Genomic DNA, 26,995 nt, shown 5'->3' with positions numbered 1-26,995 from the left:
TTTTCGCTCCCGAAGCCCCCACGATCCAACGCTTCCGCCAGCCTCGTAAACAGGCGGAAATCATGGCCAAAACGCACAAAATCCGGGAAAATGACCGGGCTCGAAACTCTCCGGTCGCGCCCTCAACAAGAGCACATGGCACATAAAAGGCGACTCGGTTTGCGTCGTCAAGGATTCGTTTGCGTAGCTTTTGTGACCCCAACATCTTGTGTGTCACATATGTGGATAACGGGGACAAAAAGCGGCTGAGGAAAGCCCGATTCTGCCGGCGTGGACCGCTGGTGAGCGGTTCACCCGAGACAGGCCCGGCCGGATTCTGGCTCACAGCCTTTTCATTTTAGCTGGCGTGCATTATGTCTTTGGCGTCGCGCGGGGGCGCGTCTTGTCAATTCCAAGAGCATCCGTTACGCCCCGCCCATGACAGTTACCGTCCGTTTTGCCCCCTCACCAACCGGCCGCATTCATATCGGCAATGCCCGCACCGCCTTGTTCAACTGGCTGTTTGCCATGAACAACAAGGGCCGTTTCATTCAGCGCTTCGACGACACAGACATTGCCCGCTCGAGGCAGGAATTTTCCGACGCCATCCTCTACGACCTGCACTGGCTGGGGATTTTTCCCGACGCCACCGAATACCAGTCGCGGCGCTTCGAAACTTACGACGCGGCGGTGGAGCGGCTGCAGAGAGCCGGCGTTGTCTATCCCTGCTACGAGACCCCCGAAGAACTCGACCTGCGCCGCAAGGTGCGCCGCACGCGCGGCCTGCCGCCGGTCTATGGCCGCGAGGCGCTGGCGCTTTCGCAGCAGCAGATCGCCGAATACCGCTCCGATGGCCGCCGGCCGCACTGGCGCTTTCTGCTGCCGAATTTCACCAGCGATCCGCTGCAGCCCGAACGCACCGAAGTGCACTGGAACGATCTGGTGCGCGGCGAGGAAACCGTCGATCTGGCCTCACTGTCCGATCCGGTGCTGCGGCGCGAGGACGGCACTTATCTCTACACGCTGCCTTCGGTCGTCGACGACATCGAGATGGGGGTCAGTCATGTCATCCGCGGCGACGACCACGTCACCAACACCGGCGTGCAGATCGCGCTGTTCAAGGCATTGGGCGCCGAGCCGCCTGTCTTCGGCCACCACAATCTCTTGACCACGGCCTCGGGCGAGGGCCTGTCGAAGCGCAGCGGTGCGCTGTCGATCGAAAGCCTGCGCGAGGAGGGCATCGAACCGATGGCTGTGGCTTCGCTGGCCGTCCTTGTCGGCACCTCGGAAAATGTCGCAGCGGTGCATGACATGCCGGCACTGGCCGCGCGCTTCGATCCCGCCGCCACGTCGAAATCGGCGGCCAAATTCGACCCGGACGAGCTGTTCGTGCTCAATCGTGCGCTCATGCACCACATGCCGTTTTCCGAGGCGCGGGATCGGCTGATCGTGCTCGGCATCTCCGGCGACAAGGCCGAGCCGTTCTGGCTGGCGGTGCGCGGCAATCTCGACCGGCTGAGCGACGCGGTCGGCTGGTGGCGCATCCTTGCCGACGGCCCGCAGCCCGCGCCGGAATTTTCCGACGAGGATCGCGACTTCCTGCAGCAGGCCTTCGACCTGTTGCCGGAAGAGCCGTGGACCGGTACGGTCTGGAAAGACTGGACGGCCAGGATCAGGGAAGCCAGCGGCCGCAAGGGCAAGGCGCTGTTCATGCCGCTCAGGCTGGCGCTTACCGGACTTGCTTCCGGGCCGGAGCTTGCAGATCTATTGCCGCTGCTGGGTCGGGAAGGAACGCTGGCCCGACGACCCTGACCTTGCGCTGGTCCGGCGGGATCAGCGACACCGGCGACACCACCGGCTTGACGGCAAGGCGCTTGATGGCGGCGCGGTCGAGCCCGCCTTGTACGTTCGCCAGCGTCTCCGGATCCGCGCCCGGATCGGGTTTGGCCGCCGGCACCGGAATGAACGGCGTGGTCTCAATATCGGGCTGAAACTGCTCGGGCGGTGGCGGGTTACCGCCGATGATCTTGAAATTTCCGGCCTGCGCGTTGCAGCCACATGCCTGCGGCCGCGACTGGTTGGGTTGTTTGTAGAGATAAGCGGTAGGCAACTCGCTGTAGGGCCTCCCGGTCACCGACGACGTCATGTTGGCCGAATCGTCTTCCATGCCGCGCGAATAGAACACCTGCATTTCGGTGCCGGGGCAGCTCGATTCGCAATTCTTCTGGTCGCGCTCGAAATCGCCGAGCGAAGCCGAGTTCGACATCGGGAAGAAATAGCCGTCGCAGGTGCGCACGCAGCTCGTATGGAACTCGCCGCCGACCGTCGGGAAATCCGGCACGCCGGGCTGATTGAGCACCCGGCGCACATTGCGCTCCTCGCCGGGATCATCGGGCTGATCGAGCGTGTCGATCTGCCGGTTGCCGCCGAAAAGCTGGTCGAACAGATTGCCGTCGTCGGGTTCGCGGCTGGCTTCCTGCAGCGGCTCCCGGCGCGGCGCGGGCTCGTCACGGCAGCCATTGGCGTCGAGCGCGGCCAGGATGCGGCCGCGGTCGCGCCGCGAGCCGCCGCCGGCAAGCTGCGCGCGCTTGGCTTGCAACGCATCGAGATTGGCGTTCATGCGATCGATGCTGCTGTTCAGCGCAGCACATTGGCTGACATTGCGCGAAAACAGCGAAAACCCGCAATTCGCATCGCTCGCACGACCGCGCACCTTTGATAGCTGTTCGAACTGGCGGGAGATGGCCTTGTCATACTTCCGCACCATGCTGGAATTGCCGCCGCCATTCGATGAAGAAGCAAGCTCGGCTTCCAGTTGACGGCAAACGCGGGAGGCGGCCTGCGGTTCAGTGGTGGCGACGGCCGAAAGCACAAGCGCTCCGAGCAGCGCAGCCAGGTGCTTCAGCCTCCATCGTCCGCCCGTCATTGCCCGAACCCCGCTTGCCTGCCTGTCTACCGGATTCGCCGTTAACCGTTCCCTCAATCTACAACCAAAGATGGTCTTAGCCCATAGACGCGTTGCAGGAGGCGTTTGGATAGGGCGGCAACTGTGCGATCTCACCGCTGCATGAAAAAGGCGCAATCGCCCCGGAATTATCCCACGATCCAGCAATGCCCCGGGGAGCTGGCATGATCGCGATTACCCGTCGAACCGCGCTGCAGTTCGGTCTGTTGTGCCTGGCGGCGCCCGCCGTCCGGGCGCAGGAAAATCCAGCCGCTCCGGACTGGCGCAGCAAATTGGTCGAAGCCGGGCGTGAGCAGATCGGCGTCACCACCTTCTACGACCCGGCCTATGTCCGCCTCGGCTATCCCGGCGGCGACGTCGCGCCGGATAGGGGCGTGTGCACGGATGTCATTGTGCGCGCCTATCGCCGCGCCTTCAATCTCGACCTGCAGAAACTGGTGCATGAGGATATGGCCGCCAATTTCGCCGCCTATCCCAAGACCTGGGGTCTGAAAGCGACCGACCGCAACATCGATCACCGACGGGTCGGCAACCTTGCCGCCTTTTTCGGGCGCAAGGGTGCTTCCTTGGCCGTAAGCGAGGATCCTGCCGACTTTCAGCCGGGCGATCTTGTCACCCAGATGCTGCCCGGCAACCTGCCGCACATCGTCATCGTCTCATCCGAACGCTCGGCGGACGTGCCGGGAAGGCCGCTGGTCATCCACAATATCGGGTCGGGCGCCCGCGAGGAGGACACGCTGTTCGCCTTCAAGCAGACCGGGCATTACCGTTTCGTGCCTGCCTGACGGCGTCAGTTGAAATGAACCACCGCCTGTGCCTTGTGCGCCGCCTCGACCACCGCAAGCGCCGTCATGTTGACGACGCCGCGCGAGGTCACCGACGGCGTCAAAATATGCGCCGGCTTGTCGGTGCCAAGCAGGATCGGCCCGACATGCAGCGCGTCCATCATCGTGCGCAGCGCGGTCAGCGTGATGTTGGCGGAGTCGAGGTTGGGGAACACCAGGAGATTGGCTTCGCCCTTCAGCCGCGAATGCGGATAGACGCGCTGGCGCAGATGCTCCGACAGGGCTGAATCGGCATGCATCTCGCCGTCGCATTGCAGGTCGGGCGCAACGCGCGCCAGGATCGCCGCCGCCTGCCGCATCTTCAGCGCGCTGGGGGAATCGCGCGAGCCGAAATCCGAATGCGACAGCAGCGCTGCCTTCGGCTCGATGCCGAACCGCTGGATTTCCTCCGCCGCCAGAATGGTCATTTCGGCGATCTCCTCGGCCGTCGGGTCGACCGAGACATGGGTGTCGGTGAGGAAGATGATGCCGCGTTGCGAGATCAGCATCGACAGCGTCGACAGGTCGCGGTCCTTGACGCCTGCGCGTGGTCCGATGACCAGCGTCACATTGCGCAGATGCCGCTCGAAACGGCCCTCGAGGCCGCAGATCATGGCGTCGGCATCGCCGCGCTTCAGCGCCAGCGCGGCAATCACCGTATTGTCGGTGCGCACCATCGTGCGCGCGGCCTCCGTCGTCACGCCGCGCCGGCCGGCAAGCTCGATCAACAGGTCGACATAATGGCGGTAGCGCGGATCGTCTTCCGGGTTGATCAGGCCGAAATCGACGCCCGGCTTGATACGCAGGCCGTAGCGCTTCAGCCTGACCTCGATGACATGCGGGCGGCCGATCAGGATCGGCTCGGCAATGCCTTCCTCCAGCACCACCTGGGCTGCGCGCAGCACGCGCTCGTCCTCGCCGTCGGCATAGATGACGCGCTTGGCGGTCGACGCCTTGGCCGACGAAAACACCGGCTTCATCACCAGGCCGGAGCGGAAGACGAAGCGGTTGAGCTGGTCGATATAGGCGGCGAAGTCGGTGATCGGCCGGGTCGCGACGCCGGTGTCGCAGGCAGCCTTGGCCACCGCCGGCGCGATGCGCAGGATCAGGCGGGGATCGAAGGGCGAGGGGATAAGGAAGTCGGGTCCGAAGATCGGCGTCTCGCCGGAATAGGCGCGGGCGGCGACGTCGGATGGTTCTTCGCGGGCCAGCGCGGCGATCGCCCGGACCGCGGCCATCTTCATCTCCTCGTTGATGGCGCTGGCGCCGCAATCCAGCGCACCGCGGAAGATGTAAGGAAAACAAAGCACGTTGTTGACCTGATTGGGGAAATCGGAACGGCCGGTGCAGATCATCGCGTCGGGACGAGCGGCGCGCGCGACCTCCGGCATGATCTCGGGATTGGGGTTGGCCAGCGCCAGGATCAACGGCTTAGGCGCCATATGATCAAGCAATTCCGGCTTCAGCACGCCGGCGGCCGACAGGCCGAGAAAAACGTCGGCGCCAGGGATCACATCGGCCAGCGTGCGCGCCTCGGTGTCCTTCACATATGGGTCTTTCCAGCGATCCATCTCGTCGGTGCGGCCCTTGTAGGCGACGCCGAAGCGGTCGGTGACCCAGATATTCTCTACCTTGGCGCCAAGCGAGACCAACAGGTTGAGGCAGGCGAGCGCTGCCGCACCGGCGCCTGAGGTGACGATCTTGATGTCGGAAATGGTCTTGCCGGCGAATTCCAGCCCGTTGAGCACGGCGGCGGCGACGATGATGGCGGTGCCATGCTGGTCGTCATGGAAGACGGGAATGCCCATGCGGGCCTTCAACTGCGCCTCGACCTCGAAGCATTCGGGCGCCTTGATGTCCTCGAGATTGATGCCGCCGAAAGTCGGCTCCAGCGCCGAGATCGTCTCGACCATGCGCTCTATGCCCGGCGCGTCGATCTCGATGTCGAAGACGTCGATGCCGGCGAATTTCTTGAACAGCACCGCCTTGCCTTCCATCACCGGCTTGGAGGCGAGCGGGCCGATATTGCCGAGCCCGAGCACGGCCGAGCCGTTGGAGACGACGCCGACCAGATTGGCGCGCGCTGTATAATCGGCCGCGGTTGCCGGATTGTCGCGGATTTCGAGGCAGGGCGCGGCAACACCCGGCGAATAGGCCAACGCCAGGTCGCGCTGGTTGCCGAGCGGCTTGGTCGCCTGAATCTCGAGCTTTCCCGGCCTTGGATGCTTATGGAAGTAGAGGGCGGCTTCGTCGAGGTCCGAACGTGCCGTTTTCTTGTTCTCGCCTTCCATGCGGCCGCTCCCTCAAACCTGCTTTGCAGCCTTTTAGCACGCAAAAATGTTTTTTCGCGACGCCAAATAACGCAAGGGCGGCTAAAACAACCGGGGCCGGAAATATCGACCTATTTCAAATAATTGCGCTGAAATCCTGCCGATAATCCATCGAGCCTTTTAGAACGCGCTGACATAGAGGCCGCCATCGACCGGGATGTTCTGGCCGGTGAGATAGCCGGCATGGACCGAGCACAGAAAGGCGCAGATCTGGCCGAACTCTTCCGGCGTGCCGAGCCGCTTGGCCGGAACGTCGGCGCTGATGCGGGTCTTGCGCGCTGCGGCCGCTGCCGGGTCTTCCATCGTGCCGGCCTCATGCGGGCCGCGCAGCCGGTCGGTGTCGAGCTTGCCCGGCAGCAGGCTGTTGATGGTGACGTTGCGGTCGATCACCGTGCGCGCCACGCCGGCCAGGAACGAAGTCAGCCCGGCGCGCGCGCCGGACGACAGATCGAGGCCGGGGATCGGGACGTAGACCGACAGCGAGGTGATGTTGACGATGCGGCCGAAGCCGCGCTTGGCCATGCCGTCGATCACGGCCTGCACCAGTTCGATCGGCGTCACCATGTTCTGCGTCACGCCCTCGAGAATCTTTGCGCGGTCGAGCTCGCGGAAATCGCGCAAGGGCGGGCCGCCATTGTTGTTGACCAGGATATCCGGGTCGGGGCAGGCGGCAAGGAGCGCGTGCTGCACGTCGGGTTTCGAGACGTCGCCGACGATCTCGGTCACCTTCACGCCGTAGCGTTCGCGCAGTTCGGCTGCGGTTTTTGCCAGCAGCTCGGCATTGCGGCCGTTGACGACGAGATCGCAGCCGGCCTCGGCCAGCGCCATGGCGCAGCCGCGGCCCAGCCCTTTGCTCGATGCGCAGACGATGGCTTTCTTGCCCTTGATGCCAAGATCCATGACGATTTTCTCCTGTGAATGGCGCGGCACGCTAGCCCTTTGGCTGGCCCAATCGCAACCGTCATACGGTTGTTGCATGAATCGGGGCATAGCCTGCGCGAAAGCAACGGTGACGATCTGATGTCCGGTACAGAAACCCGCACTTTCCGCAGCATGTTCATATCCGACCTGCATCTCGGATCGAAGGCGGCCAAGGCCGAGTTCCTGATCGATTTCCTGCGGTATCACGACGCCGATATCATCTATCTCGTCGGAGACATCGTCGACGGCTGGCGTCTGCGGCGCAGCTGGCATTGGCCGCAGAGCCACAATGACGTCGTCCAGAAACTGCTGCGCAAGGCGCGCAAGGGCACCTCGATCACCTATATCGCCGGCAATCACGACGAATTCGCGCGCCAGTTCCAAGGCGTGCATTTCGGCGGCATCGTCGTTGCCGACCGCGCCATCCACGAAACCGCCGATGGCAGGCGCCTGCTGGTCATCCACGGCGACCAGTTCGACACCGTCGTCCACAATGCACGCTGGCTGGCCTATCTCGGCGACTACGCCTATGACGCGGCGATGCTGGTCAACCGCGCGGTGACGAGGCTGCGCCACCTGCTTGGGCTTCCCTACTGGTCGTTCTCGTCCTGGGCCAAGGTCAAGGTCAAGAAGGCGGTCAACTTCATCGGCTCGTTCCAGACCGTGCTGACTGAGGAGGCCCGCCGCTCGCACGTCGACGGCGTCATCTGCGGCCACATCCATCACGCCGCGATCGAGACTTATGAGGATGTGCAGTACATCAACACCGGCGACTGGGTGGAGAGCTGCACGGCGGTGGTCGAACATTTCGACGGCAAGATGGAGATCATCCACTGGGCGCTGGTGCTGCCCGAAGCACCGGACGAGCCGTTCATCCCGCTGCTCATCGAAGACAGGGTCGTCGAAGCGGCATAACCCTCCTGTTAATCGACTGGTCCAGGCAGTTTCGGACCGCTTTCGCGCATGTTAAGGGATCGATCTGCGTTGCAGCCCTTTGTGCAGCGTAATTGGATCGATTCATGTCGCTGCCGCCGCTCTCGCCCGAACAACTCGTCAAGCCGCGCCATTTCGAACTGCGCATGAGTCTGATCTTCGCGACATTATTCGTGTCGCTGGGAACGCATGTGCCTTATTTCCCGCTGTGGCTGCATGCCCAGGGTTTCCACGCCGAGCAGATCGCCATCATCCTGGCGGCGCCGATGTTCCTGCGCGTGGTGACAACACCCCTGCTGACCGCGCTGGCCGACCGGGCGAAGGACAGGGCGGATGTCTATATTGCGCTGGTGGCCGCGACGATGGTGCTTTCCGCCGGCTATTTCCTCAACCCGACCTACGCCATGGTGCTTGCCGTATCGCTGGCGCTGACGGTGGTGTGGACGCCGCATTCGCCGATCGCCGATTCGCTCGCGCTGTCGGGTGTGCGCCGCTTTGGCTCGAACTACACCGCGATGCGCAAATGGGGCTCGATATCCTATCTCTGCGCCAATGTCGCAGGCGGCTTTATCCTCGCCTGGACGAGCCCGCAGGCCGTGCCGGTAATCATCTTTGCGGCATTGTCTGCCGCGCTCGTCGCCGGATTGCTGGCGCCGCGGCTTGGCCGCCCGCGCCGGGCTTCGCCGCTATCTGCCGCCGACATCCAGCATCAGGCGCCGAGCCTTCTCAATCCGTATTTCCTGTATTTCACCCTCGGCGTCGGCATCATCACCGCCAGCCATGCCTTCCTCTACGGCTTTGTCTCAATCTACTGGAAGTCGGTCGGCATCAGCGATTCCGTCGTTGGCCTGCTGTGGGCCTGGGGCGTGGTGGCCGAGGTCTGCATGTTCGTGTTTTTCAACCGTATTTTTGCCTCCGTCTCAGTCGTCAAGGTGATGCTGATCGCCGGCGTCGGCTCCATCGTGCGCTGGATCGCCTTTCCGTTGATCTGGCCACTCGGGCTTGGCGTTGCCGGTTTCTTCGGCGTCCAGACCCTGCATTCGGTGTCGGTGGCGATGGTGTTGATCGGCCTGCAGAAGATGATCGGCGAAACGGTTTCGGAAGAACGCACGGGTGCGGCGCAAGGCATTGCCTATTTCTTCAACGGCTTCTTCATGGCGGCGGTGACGCTGGCGTCCGGCCCGCTTTATGAGCGCTACGGCGTCGACGGCTTCCTGGCGATGATCCCGATCGCCATCATCGGCCTGGCGCTGATCGGGCTCGCCGCGCGTTCAGCCCCACAGCATCCTGTCAGGCGGTGACACCAGCGACCCCTGGTACACGAGGCCGGGCTGGCGGTCGCGGGCAAGCAGCAGCGGACCGTCGAGGTCGACGAAGTCGGCGCCTTGCGCCAAAAGCACTGCCGGCGCCATCGCCAGCGACGTGCCGACCATGCAGCCGACCATCACGCCGAATCCCAGCTCCCGGGCGCGGTTGCGAAGGGTAAGGGCGGCGGTCAGGCCGCCGGATTTGTCGAGCTTGATGTTGACGGCGTCATAGAGGCCGACAAGCGTTTCGAGGTCCTTCGCCTCGTGGACGCTTTCGTCTGCGCAGATCGGCACCGGATGCGCGATGTGGCGCAGGATGGCATCATGGCCGGCGGGAAGCGGCTGTTCGATCAGGGCTATGCCATGTTCGGCGGCGAAAGCGAGATTCTCGATGATGTTGGCATCGATCCAGCCTTCATTGGCGTCGAGGATGATGCGGCTGTCGGGCGCCGCTTCGGTCACGGCGCGGATGCGGGCCATGTCGTTGTCGCCGCCAATCTTGACCTTGAGCAGCGGCCGCCCGGCATTGGCGCGGGCTTGCGCCGCCATTGCCTCCGGCTCGCCCAGCGACAGCGTGTAGGCCGTCTCCAGCGCCGACAAGGGCACAACGTGGATGGCGTCCGCGACCGCAACGCCGCTGATCTTGGCCTCCAGGTCCCACAAGGCGCAATCGATGGCGTTGCGGGCAGCACCCGCCGGCATCGCATCGAGCAGTTCCTTGCGGCTGATGCCGCCTTCTATCTGCCGGCGCATGGCCTCGATGGCGTCGCGCACCCCCTCCATGGTCTCGCCATAGCGCTTGTAGGGGACGCATTCGCCCCATCCGCGATTGTCCCCATCACTGATCGTGCAGGTAATGACTTCGGCTTCGGTCTTCGACCCGCGCGAGATGGTGAAGGTGCCGGCAATGGGAAAACGCTCGGCCTCAACCGAAATGACACGCGCCATAATTTTCTGCTCCGGCTATGCGACAACGCGTCGTCGGCAAATCGACAGGTACGACCCGTCAGGCTAAACAGGACGCCATGTTGACCATCGGCAAACGCGACGCAAGCGGCAACGCCGCCAAGGAGGCCGACCACCAGCCCCGCGTTGCGGTCGGCGAGGAGGGCGGCGTCCTCCGCTGCGCTTTCTCCGGCATCTGGACGACGACGACAGTGGCGCTGATCGACGCCGAGATGCGCAAGATCGAGCAGCGCAAAGGCTTCCAGACGCTCGCTTTGGATCTTTCCCACATCGAGAAGATGGACACCGCCGGCGCCTGGCTGATCGATCGCCTGGTCAGTGTCTTCGAAAAGAAGGGTGTCGAGATCAAGATGCAGGGGCAAAGCGATGTCGCCTCGATCCTGCTCGGCGCCGTTGGCGAAGCTGTCCGGCGCGAGCCCGAATCGCGCGGCGTCCGGCGCCCCAACATCATCCTCCGCGGGCTGGAGGCGGTCGGCCGCCGCATCTATGAGATGCGCGACGACTTCCTCGCCTCGATGAACATCCTCGGCGCCACCATCGGCGGCGCCCAGATGAAGCTCGGGCGCGGCCATGCCATCAATCCGGCGGCGATCTTCAACCAGATCGATCGCATGGGGGTCGGCGCCATCCCCGTGGTGGTGCTGATGTCGGCGATCGTCGGCGCCATCGTCGCCCAGCAGGGCGCCTACCAGCTCAATTATTTCGGCGCCAACATTTTCGTTGTCGATCTGGTCGGCGTGCTGATCCTGCGCGAACTCGGCGTGCTGATGACCGCCATCATGATCGCCGGCCGCTCCGGCAGCGCCATCACCGCCGAGATCGGCTCGATGAAGATGCGCGAGGAGGTCGACGCGCTGAAGGTCATCGGCCTCAACCCGATCGGCGTGCTGGTGTTTCCGCGCCTGGTGGCGCTGGTGATCGCGCTGCCCTGTCTCACCATCGTCGCCAATTTTGCCGCTCTTGGCGGCGGCATCCTAGCCGCCTGGCTTTATTCCGGTATTGCGCCGACGGCCTTCATCGACCGGCTGCGCGGGGCAATCGATATCAGCACCATCTTCGCCGGGCTGATCAAGGCGCCGTTCATGGCCATGATCATCGGCACCATTGCTTCCGTAGAAGGCATGAAGGTCGGCGGCAGCGCCGAATCGCTGGGTCTGCACGTCACCGCCTCGGTTGTGAAATCGATCTTCGTCGTCATCATCCTCGATGGCCTTTTTGCCATCTTCTACGCATCGATCGAGTTCTGACATGATGCGCAGAAACTCAAAGGCGACCAAGGCTGTGCAGGGAATGGAAGAAGACGATATCGTGCTGTCGGTGCGCGATATCACCGTTGCCCTGGACGACAAGCTGATCCTCGACAAACTGGCGCTCGACATCAAGCGCGGCGAAATCCTCGGTTTCGTCGGCGCCTCGGGCGCCGGCAAATCGGTGCTGCTGCGCACGATTCTCGGCCTGCTGCACAAGCAGTCCGGCACGATCAAGCTGTTTGGTCTCGACCTCGAAAAGGCCAGCGACATCGAGCGGTTGCGCATCGACATGCGCCTTGGCGTGCTTTTCCAGCACGGCGCCCTGTTTTCGGCGTTGACCGTGCAGGAAAACGTGCAGGTGCCGATGCGCGAATATCTCGATCTGCCGAAGAAACTGATGGACGAGCTGGCCTTGCTCAAGATCGAACTGGTCGGCCTGCCGCCGGACGCCGCGCAAAAATTTCCCTCGGAGCTTTCGGGCGGCATGATCAAGCGCGCCGCCCTGGCGCGGGCGCTGGCGCTCGACCCCGACATCGTCTTCCTCGACGAGCCGACGTCCGGCCTCGACCCGATCAGCGCGTCCGAATTCGACGAATTGGTGGTGAAGTTGCGCGATACGATGGATCTGACGGTCTATATGGTGACGCACGATCTCGACACGCTGTTTACCGCTTGCGACCGCGTGGCGGTGCTCGGCAACAAGAAAATCCTGGTCGAAGGCACGATCGACGACATGCTGAAAAGCGAAGAACCGTGGGTCAAATCCTATTTCCGCGGAAAACGCGCTCGGCAACTTGATCTTGCCGCGCGCGCATAGACATAAGTGGGGCAATGGAAACCAGAGCCAACTACGTAATTGTCGGCATTTTCACCTTGGCTGCGATCCTGGCGGCGTTCGGGTTCGTCTATTGGACCGCCCAGATCGGTGATCGCGGCGAGACGGCGGAGCTGCGCGTGCGCATTCAGGGTTCGGCCTCCGGCCTCGGCCCCGGCAGTCTGGTGCTGTTCAACGGCGTCAAGGTCGGGGTGGTCAAGCGCGTCTATTTCGACCGCAATGACCCCAATGCCGCCATTGCTACGACCGAGATCGACCAGACAACGCCGCTCACCAAATCGACGCAGGCCGATATCGGCATCGCCAGCCTTGCCGGCCAGGTCAACATCGAATTGAAGGGCGCCGATCCCAAGGAACCTAACCTGCTGGAAGAGGCGGCAAAGGAAGGCAGGACGGCCGAGATCATCGCCAATCCGTCAGCGGTCACCAACCTGCTGCAGACGGCGCAGAACATCTTCACCCGCGCCGACAAGGTGCTTTCCGACCTAGAAGGTTTCACCAGGGATGTGCGCGGGCCGCTGACCCAGACCGTCAAGAACGCCCAGACATTTTCCGATGCGCTGGCCAGGAATGCCGACGGCATCGACAAGTTCCTGACCGCCGTCAGCGAGCTGTCGGATGAGCTGAAGGGTGTTTCCGGCAAGCTCGACGGCACGCTGAAGGCTGCCGAAGGCCTGCTCAATGCCGTCGACAAGGACAAGATCAAGAGCATCGTCGCCAATGTGGACGCCGTCACCGCCAATCTGAAGGAGACCAGCGGACAGCTCGACGGAGTGATCAAGAACGTCGATACCGCGGTCGGCTCGGTCAACGATTTCGCCACGCGCACGCAAGGCACGCTGGCAAAGGTCGACAATGTGCTCGACGGCATCGATCCGGCGCAGGTGCGCGTGGCGCTCGCCAACATTCAGAAGGCCAGCGAAAATGCCAACAAGGCCGCCGCCGACATCGCCAAGGTGACCGACAAGTTCGCCGACCGGGCCGACGACATCGACGAGACGATCAAGGACGCCAAACAGCTTGCGTCGCGCCTCAACGATGCCTCGGTGCGCGTCGACGGCATCCTGAAAAGGGTCGATACGCTGCTCGGTTCGGGCCAAGCCGACGGCGTCATGGCCGATGCCAGGGACACGCTGAAGTCGTTCAAGCAGGTCGCCGACACGCTGAACGCCCGGCTTGGCACGATCACCGACAACATCGCGCGCTTCTCGGGCCAGGGCCTGTCGAATGTCGAGGCGCTGGTCCAGGACAGCCGGCGTTCGATCAGTCGCATCGAAGAGGCGGTGACCGATCTCAGCCGCAACCCGCAGCGCATCCTGTCGGGCGGCGACGGCGAGGTCCGGCAGTTCGATGGCAGGGCACGGCGTTGACTTCCGTGCCCGCCCGCAGCAATTACATGGACCGCGGATGCGGATTCATCATACGATCCGGGGACAGTGGGGATCACGCGTGACGTTCGGGTTGGGTGGGTATAAATCGGCGGCCGTTTTGCTTGGCCTGACGCTGGCTGGTTGCGCGGCATTGGGAGGCAAGCCGGCGCCACTCGATACGTTCGAGCTGTCCGCCCCGTCGATCGACGCCCATGGCCACAGCCGCCGCCAGATCCTGATCGCCCAGCCATCCGCGCTCAAGGCGCTGGACAGCCAGAACATCGTCATCAAGCCGTCAGATCGCTCGATCCAGTATCTCAAGGGCGCGCAATGGGCCGACCGGCTGCCGCTGATCGTGCAGGCGAGGCTCGCCGAAACCTTCCAGCGCTCCGGCAGCTTTGCCGGCGTCGGCAAGCCGGGCGAGGGGCTGGCGATCGACTACCAAATTATCGTCGAGATCCGCTCCTTCGAAGTCCGCGTCAATGGTGGCGAGCATGCCGAGGTCAATCTCTTCGTACGCATCCTGAACGACCGCAACGGCGAGGTGCGCGCCTCGAAGAGCTTTACCGCATCCGCTCCCGTCTCCGGCAGCGGCAATCCGGCCTATGTCAACGCGCTCGACAGCGCCTTCGGCGAGGCGGCGAAGGATATTGTGGGCTGGACGGATTCGGTTATCTGAGCGAACCCGGCGAGGCGCTTGAGACCCAGGAACCTTAGCCGCCTGCCAGACGGTTGGTGACCAGTTCTGCCTTCATCCAGTGGGTTTCACTCTGGACATGTCCTGCCCGTACATATTTGCCCATGCGAATGGGCATGTCTGCCTCAGCAAATGCTTCGGCAACCCTAGCCACAAAGCCTTCTTGCTTGGCCTTATCCAGGGACGCAGCCAGATTATCGAAGAGGTTGGGGCTGAAAGGCCCACGATAGAGCGTGGGAACAGGAGTGATGCCCAGTTCCTCAAACCGGGCCAGGGTCAAATCCCACGGTTGAATCTCGGTCCCGATGATCCATGCAAAGCCAAGAAAAAATGACGGCAGCGCATCATACGCAACCGAATGTCGGGCATAGAGGTTCTCGCCCACAATCCGTTCATCGTCAGCAAGTTGCGGTGAAACATTTGCTGCAAATGCCTTCAGCCAGTCTCGGGATGGATGATAACGGCTATCGGGACTGCGCGCGTGAGAGCCATCGCGATGAAGGGTTGTGTTCTCTCCATCCATCTTCTCGGTGACCACAAGATCAGCCACCCTTAGTCCTTCAAGCGACGCCATGACCTTGTCGTCGCTGGTGGCTCCGACCGATATCGGCAGATGAAAGGTGCGACCGTATTTCCTCATGCTGGAGGCATAGCTTGCAGCCCATCGCGCCAGCAAGGGCAGCCTGAGTTCTTTGCGCTCGTCATTGTTCGATCCATGACAAACGAAAAAGGCGGGAAATTTCCCGCCTTTTTCATTTTGATGCAGCAATCGTAGCTAGTGCAAACGGCCGCTCGCATGGGCCAGCATGGTGTAGACCTTGCCGGTGTCCGACGTCAGGTAGGTCTGCGCCATGATGTTGTCGCGGTCGTTGCGCGAGACGTCCTTGAGCAGCTTCTCGAAATCGTCGCAGTAGCGGTCGACGGCGGCGCGGAACTCCGCCTCGGCCTGATATTTGCGGCGGATTTCGTCAAAGGTCTGCTGGCCCTTGAGTGTGTAGAGGCGGCGCGTGAACACGTCACGCTCGCCGCGCCGGTAGCGGTTCCACAGCTCGATCGAGGCGTCGTGGTCGATCGCCCGGGCAATATCGACCGAGAGCGAGTTGAGCGACTCCATGACATGCAGCGGCGAGCGCTGGGCGGGAGTTGCGCGCGGTGCTTCCGCGGGCGCTGCCGGCCTGGCGACTTCCTCCTCGCGCGATGCCCCGGTCAGGAGATCGCGCACCCAGCCGCCTTGCGGCGTGCGGGCGTTGGCGTCGCGCTGGCGCGGTGCTTCGGCAGGGCGTTCGATATCGAGCGTGCCACGCAGGCCGCCGACCGGCGCCTGCGGAGCAGGGCGCTCCGGCTGTGGCGCCGGCGGCGGGCGGCGTACCGGCTCGGCCGGGCGCTGCACTGGCGCCTGCGGCGCCGGGCGCAGGGCGCGCGGTTCGGCATTGTCGCCGCCGCGTCCCGATTTCGCAACGATATCCGAAAGTTCCTTGAGCGCGTTGATCTGCTCGGCAACGGCACGGCGGATCGCCGAGGTCGATTCCTTGGCCTCTTCCGGCATCTCGATGACGCCCTTCTTGAGCTCGGCGCGGGTGAGGTCGAGCTCGCTCTTGATCGAGCTTGCGGTGCGCCGCATCTCCTCGGTCGCATCGGCGAACCGGCTGGTTGCCGAATCGACCACTTCCGTTATGGCGATGCGGATCTTGTCGGCTGATGCCAGCGTCTTGCCTTCGGCATTCTGCATCGTCTGGCCGACAAGGTTTTCGAACGAACGCATCACCTTCTCGAGGTCTTCCGACTTCTTGACCAGGCCGACGGCGAGATCTTCGAGCGACGATTGCCGCTCAAGCGTGTGCTCCAGATTGCTCTGCGCCGAGCTCAACAGATCCGAAGCCGAGGACAGCAAGCGGCTGTGCTCGTCGAACTTGGTGGCGATCGAGGCCACTTCGCGCAGGGTCGACGACGACAGTTCGGTAAGCCGCGTCGTGTTCGAATCGACCAGGCGTGCCGAGCTGGCGAAGGTCTGCGCGGCCTTTTCGGTGGTTGCCGCGAAGCTTTGCGTGCTGCCGCTCAGACGTTCGTCAACCTGGCCGAGGTTGATCGCCGCCTGTTCGATCAGCTCACCAAGCTGCGAGCTGGAGACGCTCATGCGGCCGATGAGGTCGGCGACGCTATCGGCGAGCGACGAGCGCGCGCCTTCGACGGCCGACAGCGTTTCGGCGGTGCGGCTGGCGAGCGCGTTGACGAGGGCGGCATTTTCGCTGCGCAGCTTCTCGGTCGCGCGTTCGGTGACCTGTTCCATGCTCTTTTGCAGTTCCGAGCCGCCCTGGGCGAAGCGCTCGACCAGCGGCCGCGCGGTTTCGTCCAGGATCTTCGCCATCTCGGCCGAACGCGCCGCCAGCATCGTGTTGAGCTCGCGGGTATTGGTGCCGATTGTCTTGGCAGCGTCGTTGGTGCTTTGGCCGATGTGCTGGCCGACCGCGGTAAAAGTCTCCGCAATCGTGTTGGCGCGCGAGATCAGCTGAGCTTCTGCGCTGGAAACCTGCTCGTTGAGCTTCTGGCCCATCGTCTCCGTCGTATAAAGAAGGCGGTTCTCGACGTTGGCGACCTGTTCCTCGACGCGCGAAGCTGCGGACGCAACGCTCGCGGCCAGCCGCTCATCGGCGCCGGCAAGAGCCTGCTCCATCTCGCGGGCGTGGACGGCAAGTTCCTGGCCGGTCTGGCGTGCACGTTCGGCAACACGCTGCTCGGTGCTGGCGAAGGCGCCGACGATGTTGTCGGCATGCTCGCCGATCGTCGAAGTGGAGTCGGCGATGCGCGACACCAGGCGGTGATCGGCCTCGTCGAAGATGCGGCTGATCTCGGTGGCGCGGGCTGACAGCGCGTCCGAACCCTCGGCGATGCGCGAGATCAGCTGTTGGTCGGCGGCGTCGAAGATGCGGCCAAGGTCCGAGGCGCGGGCGGCCAGCGCTTCGGCGGATTCGCCGATGCGCATGCTCAGCCGCTGGTCGGCACCCTCGAAGTTACGCAGGATGTCGCCGGCGCGGTCGGCCAGCGACTGCGCCGTCTCGACCGCGCGGGCGACCAGCTTCTTGTCGGCGGCGTCGAACGTGCCGGCGATCTCGCCGGCGCGGGCAGCCAGCCGTCCGGCCGTTTCTTCGGCGCGGGCGAGCAGCGAGTTCGACGTCTCGTCATGCCGGGCAAGCAGCACGCTCGTCGTGTCTTCGGCGCGAGCAAGCAAGGCATTCGTCGTATCCTCGGCGCGAGCAAGCAGGGCGCTCGATGTGTCCTCGGCACGGGCGTGCAGACGGCGATCCGCGTCCTCGAAGGTCCGGGCGATGTCCTCGGCCCGGGCCAAAAGGGCGGCCGAGGTCTGCTCGGCACGCTCGGCGATCTTGCGGTCGGCATCACTGAAGGCAGCACCGGCCTGTTCGTGCAGCGCGCTGGTGACTTCCATCACCTTCTCACGGAGCGCGCCGGCAACGAAGACGGCGCTCTTTTCAAGCACGCTGCGGACATTGTCGACACCCACCGACAACGCGCGCTCCATGGTTCCGGCGCGCTCTTCGATGATGCCGGTCTGCTTGCTGAAGGCCTGCTCGATTTTCTCGACATCGGCAGCGATTGCCGCCGAGATATCGGTGCTTCTGCCGGCAATCTGGTCGATATGGCCCGACAGAGAGCGGTCGACGTCCTTGCGTATGTCGGCGAGCTTTGCCAGATCGTCTTCCAGCGCCTGGGTCAACATGTTGCGGCCTTCGGCCAGCTTGCCGACATGGCCGGCGATGATGTCGTCAACCTCACCGCGGCTTGCCGACAGCTTCTGCAGGTCGGCTTCCAGCGCACGTTTCAGGATGTCTCGGCCCTCGGCCAGCTTCTCGACCTGGCCTGCGACCAGTCCGTCGATGCTCGACCGGCTCTCGGCCAGCTTGGCGAGGTCGTCCTCGAGAGCCTTCGACAGCGTCGCGCGATCCCGGACGAGCTTGTCGCTGTGGCCCTCGATCAGGCTGTTGACATTTTCCAAATCCGCTTCCAGCACCCGTGCGAACTCGCCACGGTTTTCGCTCAGCTTCTGCGACTGGTCGGCAATGGCGCTCCTGATCGCATTGAGATCGGCTTCGAGCGCCCGTGTGAGGATGTCGCGGCCCTCGGCGAGCTTCTCGACCTGTCCGGCGACCAGCCCATCGATGCTGGAGCGGCTCTCCGCCAGTTTGGCGATGTCGTCTTCCAGTGCCTTTGAGAGCGCCGAACGGTCCTGGACGAGCCTGTTTTGATGATCGGCCATGATGCCGCTGACATTGTGCAGATCGTCCTGAAGCGCCTGGGATAGCGTCGAACGATCCTGGACAAGCCGGCTCGAGTGGTCGGTGATCAGGCTGTTAACATTCTGAAGGTCATCCTTAAGCGCCTGGGATAGCGTCGAACGATCCTGGACAAGCCGGTTCGAGTGGTCGGCGATCAGGCTGTTCACATTCTGCAGGTCGGCCTCCAGTGCCCTGGAAAGCTGACCGCGCTCTTCCGCCACCTTGTCGGAATGACCCGCGATGGCGCCCTTGATGGTGTTGAGGTCGGCTTCGAGCGCGCGCTTGAGGATATCGCGCCCCTCGGCCAGCTTCTCGACCTGGCCGGCGACCAGCCCGTCGATGCTCGACCGGCTCTCGGCGAGCTTGGCGAGGTCGGCCTCGAGCGTCTGTGACAACAGGCCACGATCGTCGGCAAGCCGGCTCGAATGGTCGGAGAGCAGGCCCCTGATGCCGGATAGGTCGTTCTCCAGCGCCTTGCTGAGTTCGGTGCGGTCCTCGGCCAGTTTCGCCGAGTGGTTCTCGATCACGCCCTTGATGCCGATAATGTCGTTTTCGAGCGCCTTGGTCAGGATGGCGCGGCCTTCGGCGATCTTTTCAACCTGGCCGGCGACCAGCCCGTCAATCGAGGCGCGGCTGTCGGCGAGCTTGCCGAGATCGGCTTCCAGGGCGCGCGACAGAATGTTGCGGCCTTCGGCCAGTTTACCGACATGTCCGGCGACCATTTCGTCAATGATCGTACGGGCTTGCACAAGTTTTCCGGAGTCTTCATGCAAAGCCTGGTTGAGCCGGTTGCGGCCTTCTTCAAGCCGCTCGAGATGGCTGCCCAGCGACGCGTCGATGGCGGCGCGCGACTCGTTGACCTTGCGCAGATCCTCTTCCAGGGCGCGCGAGATCAGGTTGCGGCCTTCGGCCAACTTCTGCACCTGGTTGGTTACGGCCGCATCGATGCCGGCACGGCCCTCGGCGAACTTCGCCAGGTCCGCCTGCATGGCAGCCGCCATGCGTTCGCGGCTTTCGGACAGCTTGCGGCTGTGGTTTTCGACGGCGTCCTCGATGCCGACGCGGGCATCGGCAAGACGCTGGATATCGGTGTCGAATGAGCGCGACACGACATGGCGGGCCGCTTCCATGCGGCCGGCGAAATCGCTGGCGCGGGCTTCGAGCATCGACGAGGTCGACGAGACGATGTCGGCCATGTCGGCGCCGATCTGGGTCTTGCCCTGATCGATCATGGCCGACAAATGATCCTTGCTCTCGGCAAAGGTGTGGGCGATCTCGCGGGCGCGCTCGACCAGCGTTTCGTTGATCTGGCGGGCGCGCGCCTCGAGCGCGGCGTTGAGCTTCTGCGTGCCGGTATCGAGTGCTTCGGCGCGGGTCTGAAATTCGCTGATCAGCGCCTGGCCGCGCTCGGCCAGCGTCCGCTCGATGCCGTTCAGGCTGGACTCGAATTCCGAGCTCAGGGTGCGGGCGGCGCCGCCGAGCAGCGACACCATGCCGGTGGTGCGGTCGTCGAGCAGGTCGGTCAGCGACCGGGTCAGGCCGTCTGTGGTGTCCGTCAGCTTGGCGATGCGGGTGTCGAGCAGCGAAGCAAAGGCTTCGCCCGATGTCGACAGCCTGTCGGTGATTGAATCCAGCCGGGTTTCGACGGAATCGAAGATCGACATCGAGCTTTCATTGATGCGGTCGATCAGCGTGTCGCCGGAATTCGTGATCGTCATCGACAGCTTGGTCGACGCGTTGAGGATAGAGTCGCGAATAATGTCGGAGGCGGCGCCGATCTCGTCCTTCAGCGTTTCATGCGCGCCGGTGATCGAGGCGCGCACGCGCTCGGCATGAGTGACGACGGCTTCGCGCTCGCTGCCCAGCCCGTCGACCAGCGACCGGATGCGCGATTCATTCTCCGAATAGGAGCGTTCGATCTGGTTGACCTCGCTGTGGACCAGAGTTTCGAGCTCGACGGCGCGCGCCAGCGTGCGCTCGATGCCTTCGCCCATCGCCGCCACTTCACGGCGAACGGCCTGGCCGATCATCATCACGCGGTCTTGGGCGAGGTTTTCCGGCTCCGCCAAGCGGAAAGCCACCTCCGTCATCGATTGCGCGGCAATGCGCATTTCCTGCGCGCGGCGGATCATCGCCGCGAAGGCCCAAAACAGGACGACCGGTATGATTGCCGCGATCGCCAGGCCGATCAGTTCAGGGTGGGCCAGGATTTGATCGAACGTACGAATTTTCCAGATGCTGGGGCCAAACAGCAGATTGGCGAGGCCGCCGGCGCCGGCGATCCAGGCCAGCGACACGAACGCCACGACCCAATAGATCGTGCTAGACGCGCGCCGGTTGAGGCTGTGCAGCAGCGTCTTGTAATCTTTCTGGCGGTCATCGTTTGCCGGCTTGAAGCCGGCTGGCTGCGCGCTGTTGCGCGATTCGACCGGGCGCAGCTCGGCGGGCTTGGCTGCCGGCTTCGCACTCTGGTTTTGTTGGACGGGCGCGTTTTGAGCGGGGGCGGGCTTCTGGGGGCGGCCTTCGCGCGCCAGTTCGTCCGCGGCCTGCGATATCTGCGCTTCCAGATCTTCCATCGACGCCGCGATATCGAGATCGCCGCTGCCGTCTCCGCTGAGATCGAGGTCTAGTGCCTTTTCGAGTTCCCTGGCTACGTCGCTGTCGAGAGTTCTGGTCGTCGTTGGTTTCTTCGCCATGCCTTCGCTACCCTGTACTAGCTGCCGAGGGACTTCTTATTTTTGCCTGATTCTGGCTCGTCTTATCCCACGCAGGAGGCTGAAAATGGACCTTCGTATCGTAATGACACACAGGGGTAAAGAAAACATGCATTCCGCGAGATACGTAAAACTTTAAATATAAGGTTAACGACAACGTGATCTAACCGCCTCAACGGCAACAATTTTCCAGCCCATTCATTAACGCGTTGGCGACGGAAATCGCCTAGTTTTTTCGGCGATCGGCACAAGGAGTTTCAAATTGGTACGCGGTGAAAGCGGCATTGCCTTCTCAATGCCGGGCGGCGATGCGTCGGGACCGGCCCGTTCGCGCCCAGTGGATCTGGCCCATCTGGCCCGTCAGACTATGGGCGATCGCGCCCTCGAACAGGAGGTATTGGCGCTGTTCGTACAGCAGGCGCTTTCCGTCCGCGACAGAATAGTCGATGCCGATGTCAGGGAGCGACTGCTACTGGCGCATGGGCTGAAAGGTTCGGCGCGCGGGGTCGGCGCCTTTGCCATCGCCGACTGCGCCACCTCGATCGAACAGCAGCCGGAAGATGCGCGCATCCTCAAGCGCCTCGGCACCCTGATCGAGGAAGTGCGCGATTTCATCGCCGCCATCAGCCGGTAATGGCTGCCGCTCGGCAGCGGCCACCGGGATGAATCGACGGGGCCAGGGCGTGCTTTGGCCAGCTTTCCGAAAAAACGTCACAAAGCGGCGCTTTCGCGCCGCAGTTGACTTGTCCGGTGGAGTGATTATCTCGGCTGGGACTCCCTTCAGGTGATAAATGACCAAGCTGACCTTCATTGCCCATGACGGCACTCCTTTCGATGTCGAGGCCGAAAACGGCTCGACCGTCATGGAGAATGCGATCCGTAGCGCGGTGCCGGGCATCGAGGCAGAATGCGGCGGCGCCTGCGCCTGCGCGACCTGCCATGTCTATGTCGACGAAGCCTGGACGGCCGAGGTCGGCGAGCCGGAGGCGATGGAAGAGGACATGCTGGACTTTGCCTATGACGTCCAGCCGAACTCGCGCCTGTCCTGCCAGATCAAGGTGCGCGACGCGCTTGACGGCCTCGTCGTGCGCGTGCCGGCTCGCCAGGGTTGATCTCCCGTACCATGTGATTTTTCCCGCCGCCGCTTGGCAGCGGGCCAATGCTCATGCAGTCTCGCGCCAGTTTCGCCCCAGCTTGACAATGAGGCTCGCCTGGCATGACCGATGTAATCAAGACGGACGCACTCATTGTCGGGGCGGGGCCGGTCGGCCTGTTCGCCGTGTTCGAACTCGGCCTCTTCGACATGAAGTGCCATCTGATCGATATCCTCGACCGGCCGGGCGGCCAATGCGCCGAACTCTATCCGGAAAAGCCGATCTACGACATTCCAGGCTGGCCCTCGATCTCGGCGCAAGGGCTGGTCGACAAACTGCTCGAGCAAATTCACCCGTTCAAGCCGGTTTTTACCTTCAACCGCATGGTCTCCAGCCTGGAAAAGCTGGACGACGGCTCATTTCGGGTCACCACCGACGAGAACGAGGTGTTCGAAGCCAAGGTGGTGGTGATCGCCGCCGGTGGCGGCTCGTTCCAGCCCAAACGGCCGCCCATTCCCGGCATCGAGGCCTATGAGGGCAGGAGCGTCTTCTATTCGGTGCGCCGTATGGAGGAATTCCGCGGCCACGACCTCGTCATCGTCGGCGGCGGCGATTCCGCACTCGACTGGACGCTGAACCTGCAGCCGGTGGCAAAAAGCGTGACACTGGTCCACCGGCGCGCGGAATTCAGGGCGGCGCCCGACAGCGTCAACAAGATGTATGCCATGCAGGAGATGAAGCAGCTGGAGTTCCGGGTCGGCCAGGTGAGCGGCCTGACCGGCGCCGACGGCGAGCTGGCCTCTGCTACCATCAAGGGCGGGCCTGACGGCGACATCGAGGTGCCGTGCACGCGCATGCTGCCGTTCTTCGGCCTGACCATGAAGCTCGGCCCGATCGCCGAATGGGGGCTCAACCTTCATGAGAACCTCATTCCGGTCGATACCGAGAAATTCCAGACTTCGGTGCCAGGCATCTTTGCCGTCGGCGACATCAACTGGTACCCAGGCAAGCTGAAGCTGATCCTGTCGGGTTTTCACGAGGTGGCGCTGATGGCGCAGGCCGCCAAGCGCATCATCAGCCCCGGTGAGCGCATCGTCTTCCAGTACACGACGTCGTCGACCAGCCTGCAGAAGAAGCTCGGCGTCGTGGAGTAGGTCCTACAGGGCTTTCCGGATCACTCCACCAGAACGACTGGCGCCTCGGCGTCGTCGCGGCCGCGCAGTGACTTCTCCGGCATCAGCGCCAGCGTCATCAGCGCCAGCACGAGCGTGACGGCCGCGGCAAGGAAGATCATCATGAAGGGCGTCGCCGAGACGATCTGTCCGGCAGCCGGCGCGCCTTCGCCGGCAAGCGGCAGGCCATAGCCGAGCGCGACGGCGCCGAGCATGGCGACGCCGAGCGCGCTGCCCAGCGAACGCAGGAAGGTCAGCACGCCGGTGGCAACGCCGAGATGCGCGCGGTCGACGGCGTTCTGCACCGATACGGTGGCGACCGGGAAAGTGGTGCCGCTTCCAAGGCCGATGCAGATGGTCAAGAGCTCGACCACCAGCAGCGAGGCGCGGCCGGCGACCAGGCTGAGCACGCCAAGGCAGATAATGGCGAAGAGAACGCCGACCATGGCTATACGCTTGTAGTGGAAGAAGCGCGGTATCGTGCGGCCGCTGAAGGTCGCGCCGGCGACCGTTCCGAGCAGCAGGCCGAGCATGGCAAGGCCCGACTGGCTGACCGACAGGCCGATGATCGACTGCAGATAGACCGGCAGGTACACCGACAGGCCGATATTGGCGGCCTGCAGCAGGAACATCGACGCCGTGCCGGCAAGCACGATCGGATTGCTCAGCACTTCAAGCGAAATCAGCGGCTCGGCCGCACGCATCAGCCTGAGGGCGAACGCACCCCAGAAGACCGCCGAACAGGCGAGCAGGCCGACGATCTCGCGCGAGGCCCATGGATAGGCGCTGCCGCCCCAGTTGAGGGCCAAAAGCAGCAATGCCGTCGCCACCACCAGAAGCAGCGCGCCCGGCGCGTCGATGCGATGCCGCTTTGCGGCGACCGGCAGTTTGCGCAGCGGCTTGTTGATGATGGCCATGGCCAAGATGCCGAGCGGGATATTGATCCAGAAGATCAGCGACCAATGCAGATGTTCGGCAAATCCGCCGCCGAGCAAAGGCCCGGCGATGCTGGCGACCGCCCAGGTGCCCGAAATCCAGGCGGCATAACGCGCGCGTTCGCGCGGCGGCACCAGGTCGCCGATGACGATCTGCGCCAGGGCGAACAGGCCGCCGCCGCCCGCACCCTGGATCGCCCGGCCGACAACCAACACGAACATGTTGGGGGCCATGGCGCTGACCAGCGATCCCAGAAGGAAGATCAGGATCGCCGCATAGACGGTCGGCCGGCGGCCATAGACGTCGGAAATCTTGCCGTAGAGCGGCGCCATGGCCGTCGCCGTCAGGAGATAGCCGGTCACGATCCACGGCAGGTAGTCGGCATGGCCGAGCGAACGGCCGATGGTCGGCATGGCCGGCGCGACGATTGTCTGGTCAAGCGCTGCCAGCAGCATTGACAGTAGGATGCCGGCGATGATGACGTTCTTCTCGCTTTCCGTCAGCGGTGCGGCGGGAGGCAGCCTAGCCGGCTTGTCGACAGCTTGGTCCATATCAGTTCATCCATAAAGTTTGAGAGCGATTGCGCGGCGCCAAATGGCCGCTCCGCTACGCGCCGCCTCAATTGGTCTTGATCTGGTGTTTCGAAGCTCGCGCCTTGCCAGCCTGACATATCTTGCGAGCCTGACATATGTCGTCCCGTATAGGCCGATTTCGACCTATGCCCGAAAATTTTCTGGGGCTGGCCTCATGTTTCGGCAGAATTGGCTTGGTATCGCCGTGTTTCAGCCGGGCGGAAGCTGGCCGTTCTCGACGCGCTGCATGCGGTAGCGCAGCAGCCGCAGGATGCGGCTTTCGAAATTCACGCCTTCCACGCGGTCGAAGCGCAATTGGTCCTGGTCATGCCTGGCGAGTTCGGCCGCGGTGATCTGCGCCGCCTTCGCCTTTGCCCCGGCGCAGGTCTTTTGCGCAAAGCTCGCGTTCAGCGCGTCTTCGAGCAGACGGCCGTGGTTCTTGGCGATCTCGACATGACGCTCCTCATGGCGCTTGATGTCGGCCGACAGGGTGTCCCAGAACAGCCTGACATCGGGATCGGCCTTGCGCGGCCTGCGCCACTCCGGAAGGATGACCTTGACCTTGACGGTAACGGCGGCCTTGGCGATGCGGCAGGTGTCTGCGGTTTGCGCGTAGCTGATGCGGGTGGTGAACGCCATCTGGGTGGCGCCTGGATGCCGCATCCCGGTGCTTTTCACCTCGGGTCCATGCTTCGACAATTGCGTCTCGATGTCATCGAGCGTGCTGCCGCCGATGGCAAAATAGCTGTAGGTCTTCACCAGATTGGCAGCATTCGCCGGCAGGACGGTCAAAGCCAGCATCAGGGCGCAGAGCAGGGGTCGTTTCATCATGTTGCCTCTTCACTCACCTTGCTTTACGGCCGTTGCCGGCGCAACGGAATTGATCTTCCACCGATCACGCATCGTTGATGGATTGCAAGCGCTCGATGAGCCACATGCCAATGAGCCACATGCCAATGAGACACATGGTTGAAGGACAATGACGACAAGGCGATGGCAACTGGCGCATAAGTGCCATCTCGACCTTGGCGAGAAAGCCATTGTGGTCGGCATTCTCAACGTCACGCCCGACAGTTTTTCGGATGGCGGACTGTTCATCACGCCTGACCAGGCGGTGGCGCAGGCGCACCGCATGGTGGAAGAAGGCGCCGCCGTCGTCGATATCGGCGGGGAATCGACGCGCCCCGGCGCCTCGCCCGTGACGCCTGAAGAAGAGCAGGCCCGCATCCTGCCGGTCATCGCCGCGCTCGCCAGTTCAGGCGAAGCCCTGATTTCGGTCGACACCTATCGCGAGGAAACCGCGCGCCTCGCCGTCGCCGCCGGCGCGCATATCGTCAACGATGTCTGGGGCTTGCAGCGTGAACCCGGCATCGCCCGCGTCGCCGCCGAGACCGGCGCCGGACTGGTCATCATGCATACCGGGCGCGGGCGGCAAAAACTGCCCGACGTCATCGCCGACCAGTTTTTGTTCCTCAAGGCTTCGCTGGAAGTCGCCAGGCGCAGCGGCGTTGCGGACGATCATATCGTACTCGATGCCGGCTTCGGCTTCGCCAAGGAGACGGCTGAGGAAAACCTCGACCTGATGGCGCGGTTTTCCGAGCTTAAGGAGCTCGGTTTTCCCTTGATGGCCGGCACCTCCAGAAAACGCTTCATCGGCACCGTCACCGGCCGCGAAGCCGGCGCGCGCGCCGCCGGGACGGTAGCCACCAGTGTCATTCTGAGGCTGAAGGGCGCCGATCTGTTTCGCGTCCACGATGTCGCAATCAACGTGGACGCACTGGCGGTCGCCGATGCTATGCTGGCGCGCGAAAAGCCAGGACGCTGAGCCCAGGACACTAAGA

20 protein-coding genes are annotated in these 26,995 nt (G+C 63.5%); 12 read left to right on the top strand and 8 right to left on the bottom strand.

The features are described 5' to 3' along the window. Positions 1–417 precede the first annotated feature (417 nt). A complete protein-coding gene (gltX, locus tag NKI37_RS01265) occupies positions 418–1,791 on the top strand; it encodes a glutamate--tRNA ligase (RefSeq protein WP_023684934.1) in 1,374 nt (457 codons plus the stop codon). Here gltX and NKI37_RS01260 read toward each other — a convergent pair. After that, entirely contained in the window at positions 1,709–2,905 is a 1,197-nt protein-coding gene (locus NKI37_RS01260; RefSeq protein ID WP_023711450.1) for a DUF2865 domain-containing protein, read from the bottom strand. The two genes, gltX and NKI37_RS01260, sit on opposite strands and share 83 nt — an antisense overlap. Positions 2,906–3,108: 203 nt before the next feature. Here NKI37_RS01260 and NKI37_RS01255 point away from each other — a divergent pair, with 203 nt between their 5' ends. Continuing rightward, positions 3,109–3,729 carry a DUF1287 domain-containing protein gene (locus NKI37_RS01255; RefSeq protein ID WP_023711449.1) on the top strand — a complete coding sequence of 207 codons (621 nt, stop codon included), beginning with the start codon at positions 3,109–3,111 and terminating at the stop codon, positions 3,727–3,729. Between the two features lie 5 nt (positions 3,730–3,734). On the opposite strand, the gene NKI37_RS01250 is transcribed toward NKI37_RS01255, so the two are convergent. Further along, positions 3,735–6,059: an NADP-dependent malic enzyme gene (locus tag NKI37_RS01250; RefSeq protein ID WP_023694169.1), complete on the bottom strand. Its 2,325-nt coding sequence runs from the start codon at positions 6,057–6,059 to the stop codon at positions 3,735–3,737. A 159-nt stretch (positions 6,060–6,218) separates the two neighbouring features. Beyond that, positions 6,219–6,998: an SDR family oxidoreductase gene (locus NKI37_RS01245; RefSeq protein WP_023706506.1), complete on the bottom strand. Its 780-nt coding sequence runs from the start codon at positions 6,996–6,998 to the stop codon at positions 6,219–6,221. 120 nt (positions 6,999–7,118) lie between these two features. Between NKI37_RS01245 and NKI37_RS01240 the strand changes: the two genes are divergently transcribed. Both NKI37_RS01240 and NKI37_RS01235 read left to right on the top strand, forming a co-directional pair. Then, positions 7,119–7,934 carry a UDP-2,3-diacylglucosamine diphosphatase gene (locus tag NKI37_RS01240; RefSeq protein WP_023715971.1) on the top strand — a complete coding sequence of 272 codons (816 nt, stop codon included), beginning with the start codon at positions 7,119–7,121 and terminating at the stop codon, positions 7,932–7,934. Positions 7,935–8,038: 104 nt separating this feature from the next. Next, on the top strand, positions 8,039–9,253 hold the full coding sequence (locus NKI37_RS01235; protein ID WP_023694172.1) for an MFS transporter: 1,215 nt from the start codon (positions 8,039–8,041) through the stop codon (positions 9,251–9,253). Here NKI37_RS01235 and dgcA read toward each other — a convergent pair. After that, entirely contained in the window at positions 9,224–10,207 is a 984-nt protein-coding gene (gene dgcA, locus NKI37_RS01230; RefSeq protein WP_023690143.1) for an N-acetyl-D-Glu racemase DgcA, read from the bottom strand. The two genes, NKI37_RS01235 and dgcA, sit on opposite strands and share 30 nt — an antisense overlap. 77 nt (positions 10,208–10,284) lie before the next feature. Here dgcA and NKI37_RS01225 point away from each other — a divergent pair, with 77 nt between their 5' ends. The 4 genes from NKI37_RS01225 to NKI37_RS01210 are packed head-to-tail and all read left to right on the top strand — an operon-like array spanning position 10,285 to position 14,359. Then, positions 10,285–11,472 (top strand): MlaE family ABC transporter permease, encoded by a 1,188-nt coding sequence (locus NKI37_RS01225; RefSeq protein WP_352520279.1) that lies wholly within the window; start codon positions 10,285–10,287, stop codon positions 11,470–11,472. A 1-nt stretch (position 11,473) separates the two neighbouring features. Continuing rightward, positions 11,474–12,292 carry an ABC transporter ATP-binding protein gene (locus tag NKI37_RS01220; protein ID WP_023684944.1) on the top strand — a complete coding sequence of 273 codons (819 nt, stop codon included), beginning with the start codon at positions 11,474–11,476 and terminating at the stop codon, positions 12,290–12,292. 14 nt (positions 12,293–12,306) lie between these two features. Then, the gene (locus NKI37_RS01215) at positions 12,307–13,680 is read left to right on the top strand and encodes an MlaD family protein (protein WP_352788321.1); all 1,374 of its coding nucleotides are present in this window, start codon (positions 12,307–12,309) and stop codon (positions 13,678–13,680) included. 37 nt (positions 13,681–13,717) lie between these two features. Next, on the top strand, positions 13,718–14,359 hold the full coding sequence (locus tag NKI37_RS01210; RefSeq protein ID WP_460221856.1) for an ABC-type transport auxiliary lipoprotein family protein: 642 nt from the start codon (positions 13,718–13,720) through the stop codon (positions 14,357–14,359). A gap of 34 nt (positions 14,360–14,393) precedes the next feature. On the opposite strand, the gene NKI37_RS01205 is transcribed toward NKI37_RS01210, so the two are convergent. Beyond that, positions 14,394–15,146, bottom strand: coding sequence for an RNA ligase family protein (locus tag NKI37_RS01205; RefSeq protein ID WP_245260146.1), 753 nt, complete (start codon positions 15,144–15,146; stop codon positions 14,394–14,396). 6 nt (positions 15,147–15,152) lie between these two features. Next, positions 15,153–21,362, bottom strand: a complete 6,210-nt coding sequence (locus NKI37_RS01200) for a kinesin (RefSeq protein WP_352794345.1) — start codon at positions 21,360–21,362, stop codon at positions 15,153–15,155. Between the two features lie 313 nt (positions 21,363–21,675). Between NKI37_RS01200 and NKI37_RS01195 the strand changes: the two genes are divergently transcribed. The 3 genes from NKI37_RS01195 to NKI37_RS01185 all read left to right on the top strand — a co-directional run bounded on the left by NKI37_RS01195 (position 21,676) and on the right by NKI37_RS01185 (position 23,628). Further along, positions 21,676–22,014 carry an Hpt domain-containing protein gene (locus NKI37_RS01195; protein WP_023688665.1) on the top strand — a complete coding sequence of 113 codons (339 nt, stop codon included), beginning with the start codon at positions 21,676–21,678 and terminating at the stop codon, positions 22,012–22,014. A gap of 157 nt (positions 22,015–22,171) precedes the next feature. Further along, positions 22,172–22,492 (top strand): 2Fe-2S iron-sulfur cluster-binding protein, encoded by a 321-nt coding sequence (locus tag NKI37_RS01190; RefSeq protein ID WP_023673507.1) that lies wholly within the window; start codon positions 22,172–22,174, stop codon positions 22,490–22,492. Between the two features lie 104 nt (positions 22,493–22,596). Further along, on the top strand, positions 22,597–23,628 hold the full coding sequence (locus NKI37_RS01185; RefSeq protein ID WP_352444744.1) for an NAD(P)/FAD-dependent oxidoreductase: 1,032 nt from the start codon (positions 22,597–22,599) through the stop codon (positions 23,626–23,628). A gap of 20 nt (positions 23,629–23,648) precedes the next feature. On the opposite strand, the gene NKI37_RS01180 is transcribed toward NKI37_RS01185, so the two are convergent. Together NKI37_RS01180 and NKI37_RS01175 are read right to left on the bottom strand one after the other, a co-directional pair. Next, positions 23,649–25,133 carry an MDR family MFS transporter gene (locus NKI37_RS01180; protein ID WP_023673505.1) on the bottom strand — a complete coding sequence of 495 codons (1,485 nt, stop codon included), beginning with the start codon at positions 25,131–25,133 and terminating at the stop codon, positions 23,649–23,651. Positions 25,134–25,364: 231 nt separating this feature from the next. Beyond that, entirely contained in the window at positions 25,365–25,985 is a 621-nt protein-coding gene (locus NKI37_RS01175; RefSeq protein ID WP_023728091.1) for a DUF922 domain-containing Zn-dependent protease, read from the bottom strand. A 148-nt stretch (positions 25,986–26,133) separates the two neighbouring features. Here NKI37_RS01175 and folP point away from each other — a divergent pair, with 148 nt between their 5' ends. Next, positions 26,134–26,979 carry a dihydropteroate synthase gene (gene folP, locus NKI37_RS01170; protein WP_023673503.1) on the top strand — a complete coding sequence of 282 codons (846 nt, stop codon included), beginning with the start codon at positions 26,134–26,136 and terminating at the stop codon, positions 26,977–26,979. Positions 26,980–26,995: the final 16 nt, after the last annotated feature.

The organism is Mesorhizobium sp. M0626, assembly GCF_040320665.1.
GTDB lineage: Bacteria > Pseudomonadota > Alphaproteobacteria > Rhizobiales > Rhizobiaceae > Mesorhizobium.
The sequence above is the reverse complement of the archived record's forward strand: the minus strand, read 5'-3'. Positions and strand labels throughout refer to the sequence as shown.

Coding starts and splice junctions, on each gene's coding strand:
- NKI37_RS01250 (WP_023694169.1), bottom strand. CDS start 6,059: ATGGAAGGCGAGAACAAGAAAACGGCACGTTCGGACCTCGACGAAGCC.
- NKI37_RS01240 (WP_023715971.1), top strand. CDS start 7,119: ATGTCCGGTACAGAAACCCGCACTTTCCGCAGCATGTTCATATCCGAC.
- NKI37_RS01190 (WP_023673507.1), top strand. CDS start 22,172: ATGACCAAGCTGACCTTCATTGCCCATGACGGCACTCCTTTCGATGTC.
- NKI37_RS01180 (WP_023673505.1), bottom strand. CDS start 25,133: ATGGACCAAGCTGTCGACAAGCCGGCTAGGCTGCCTCCCGCCGCACCG.
- NKI37_RS01200 (WP_352794345.1), bottom strand. CDS start 21,362: ATGGCGAAGAAACCAACGACGACCAGAACTCTCGACAGCGACGTAGCC.
- NKI37_RS01210 (WP_460221856.1), top strand. CDS start 13,718: ATGCGGATTCATCATACGATCCGGGGACAGTGGGGATCACGCGTGACG.
- NKI37_RS01245 (WP_023706506.1), bottom strand. CDS start 6,998: ATGGATCTTGGCATCAAGGGCAAGAAAGCCATCGTCTGCGCATCGAGC.
- NKI37_RS01255 (WP_023711449.1), top strand. CDS start 3,109: ATGATCGCGATTACCCGTCGAACCGCGCTGCAGTTCGGTCTGTTGTGC.
- NKI37_RS01185 (WP_352444744.1), top strand. CDS start 22,597: ATGACCGATGTAATCAAGACGGACGCACTCATTGTCGGGGCGGGGCCG.
- NKI37_RS01235 (WP_023694172.1), top strand. CDS start 8,039: ATGTCGCTGCCGCCGCTCTCGCCCGAACAACTCGTCAAGCCGCGCCAT.
- NKI37_RS01215 (WP_352788321.1), top strand. CDS start 12,307: ATGGAAACCAGAGCCAACTACGTAATTGTCGGCATTTTCACCTTGGCT.
- NKI37_RS01195 (WP_023688665.1), top strand. CDS start 21,676: ATGCCGGGCGGCGATGCGTCGGGACCGGCCCGTTCGCGCCCAGTGGAT.
- gltX (WP_023684934.1), top strand. CDS start 418: ATGACAGTTACCGTCCGTTTTGCCCCCTCACCAACCGGCCGCATTCAT.
- NKI37_RS01225 (WP_352520279.1), top strand. CDS start 10,285: ATGTTGACCATCGGCAAACGCGACGCAAGCGGCAACGCCGCCAAGGAG.
- NKI37_RS01260 (WP_023711450.1), bottom strand. CDS start 2,905: ATGACGGGCGGACGATGGAGGCTGAAGCACCTGGCTGCGCTGCTCGGA.
- folP (WP_023673503.1), top strand. CDS start 26,134: ATGACGACAAGGCGATGGCAACTGGCGCATAAGTGCCATCTCGACCTT.
- NKI37_RS01175 (WP_023728091.1), bottom strand. CDS start 25,985: ATGATGAAACGACCCCTGCTCTGCGCCCTGATGCTGGCTTTGACCGTC.
- NKI37_RS01220 (WP_023684944.1), top strand. CDS start 11,474: ATGATGCGCAGAAACTCAAAGGCGACCAAGGCTGTGCAGGGAATGGAA.
- dgcA (WP_023690143.1), bottom strand. CDS start 10,207: ATGGCGCGTGTCATTTCGGTTGAGGCCGAGCGTTTTCCCATTGCCGGC.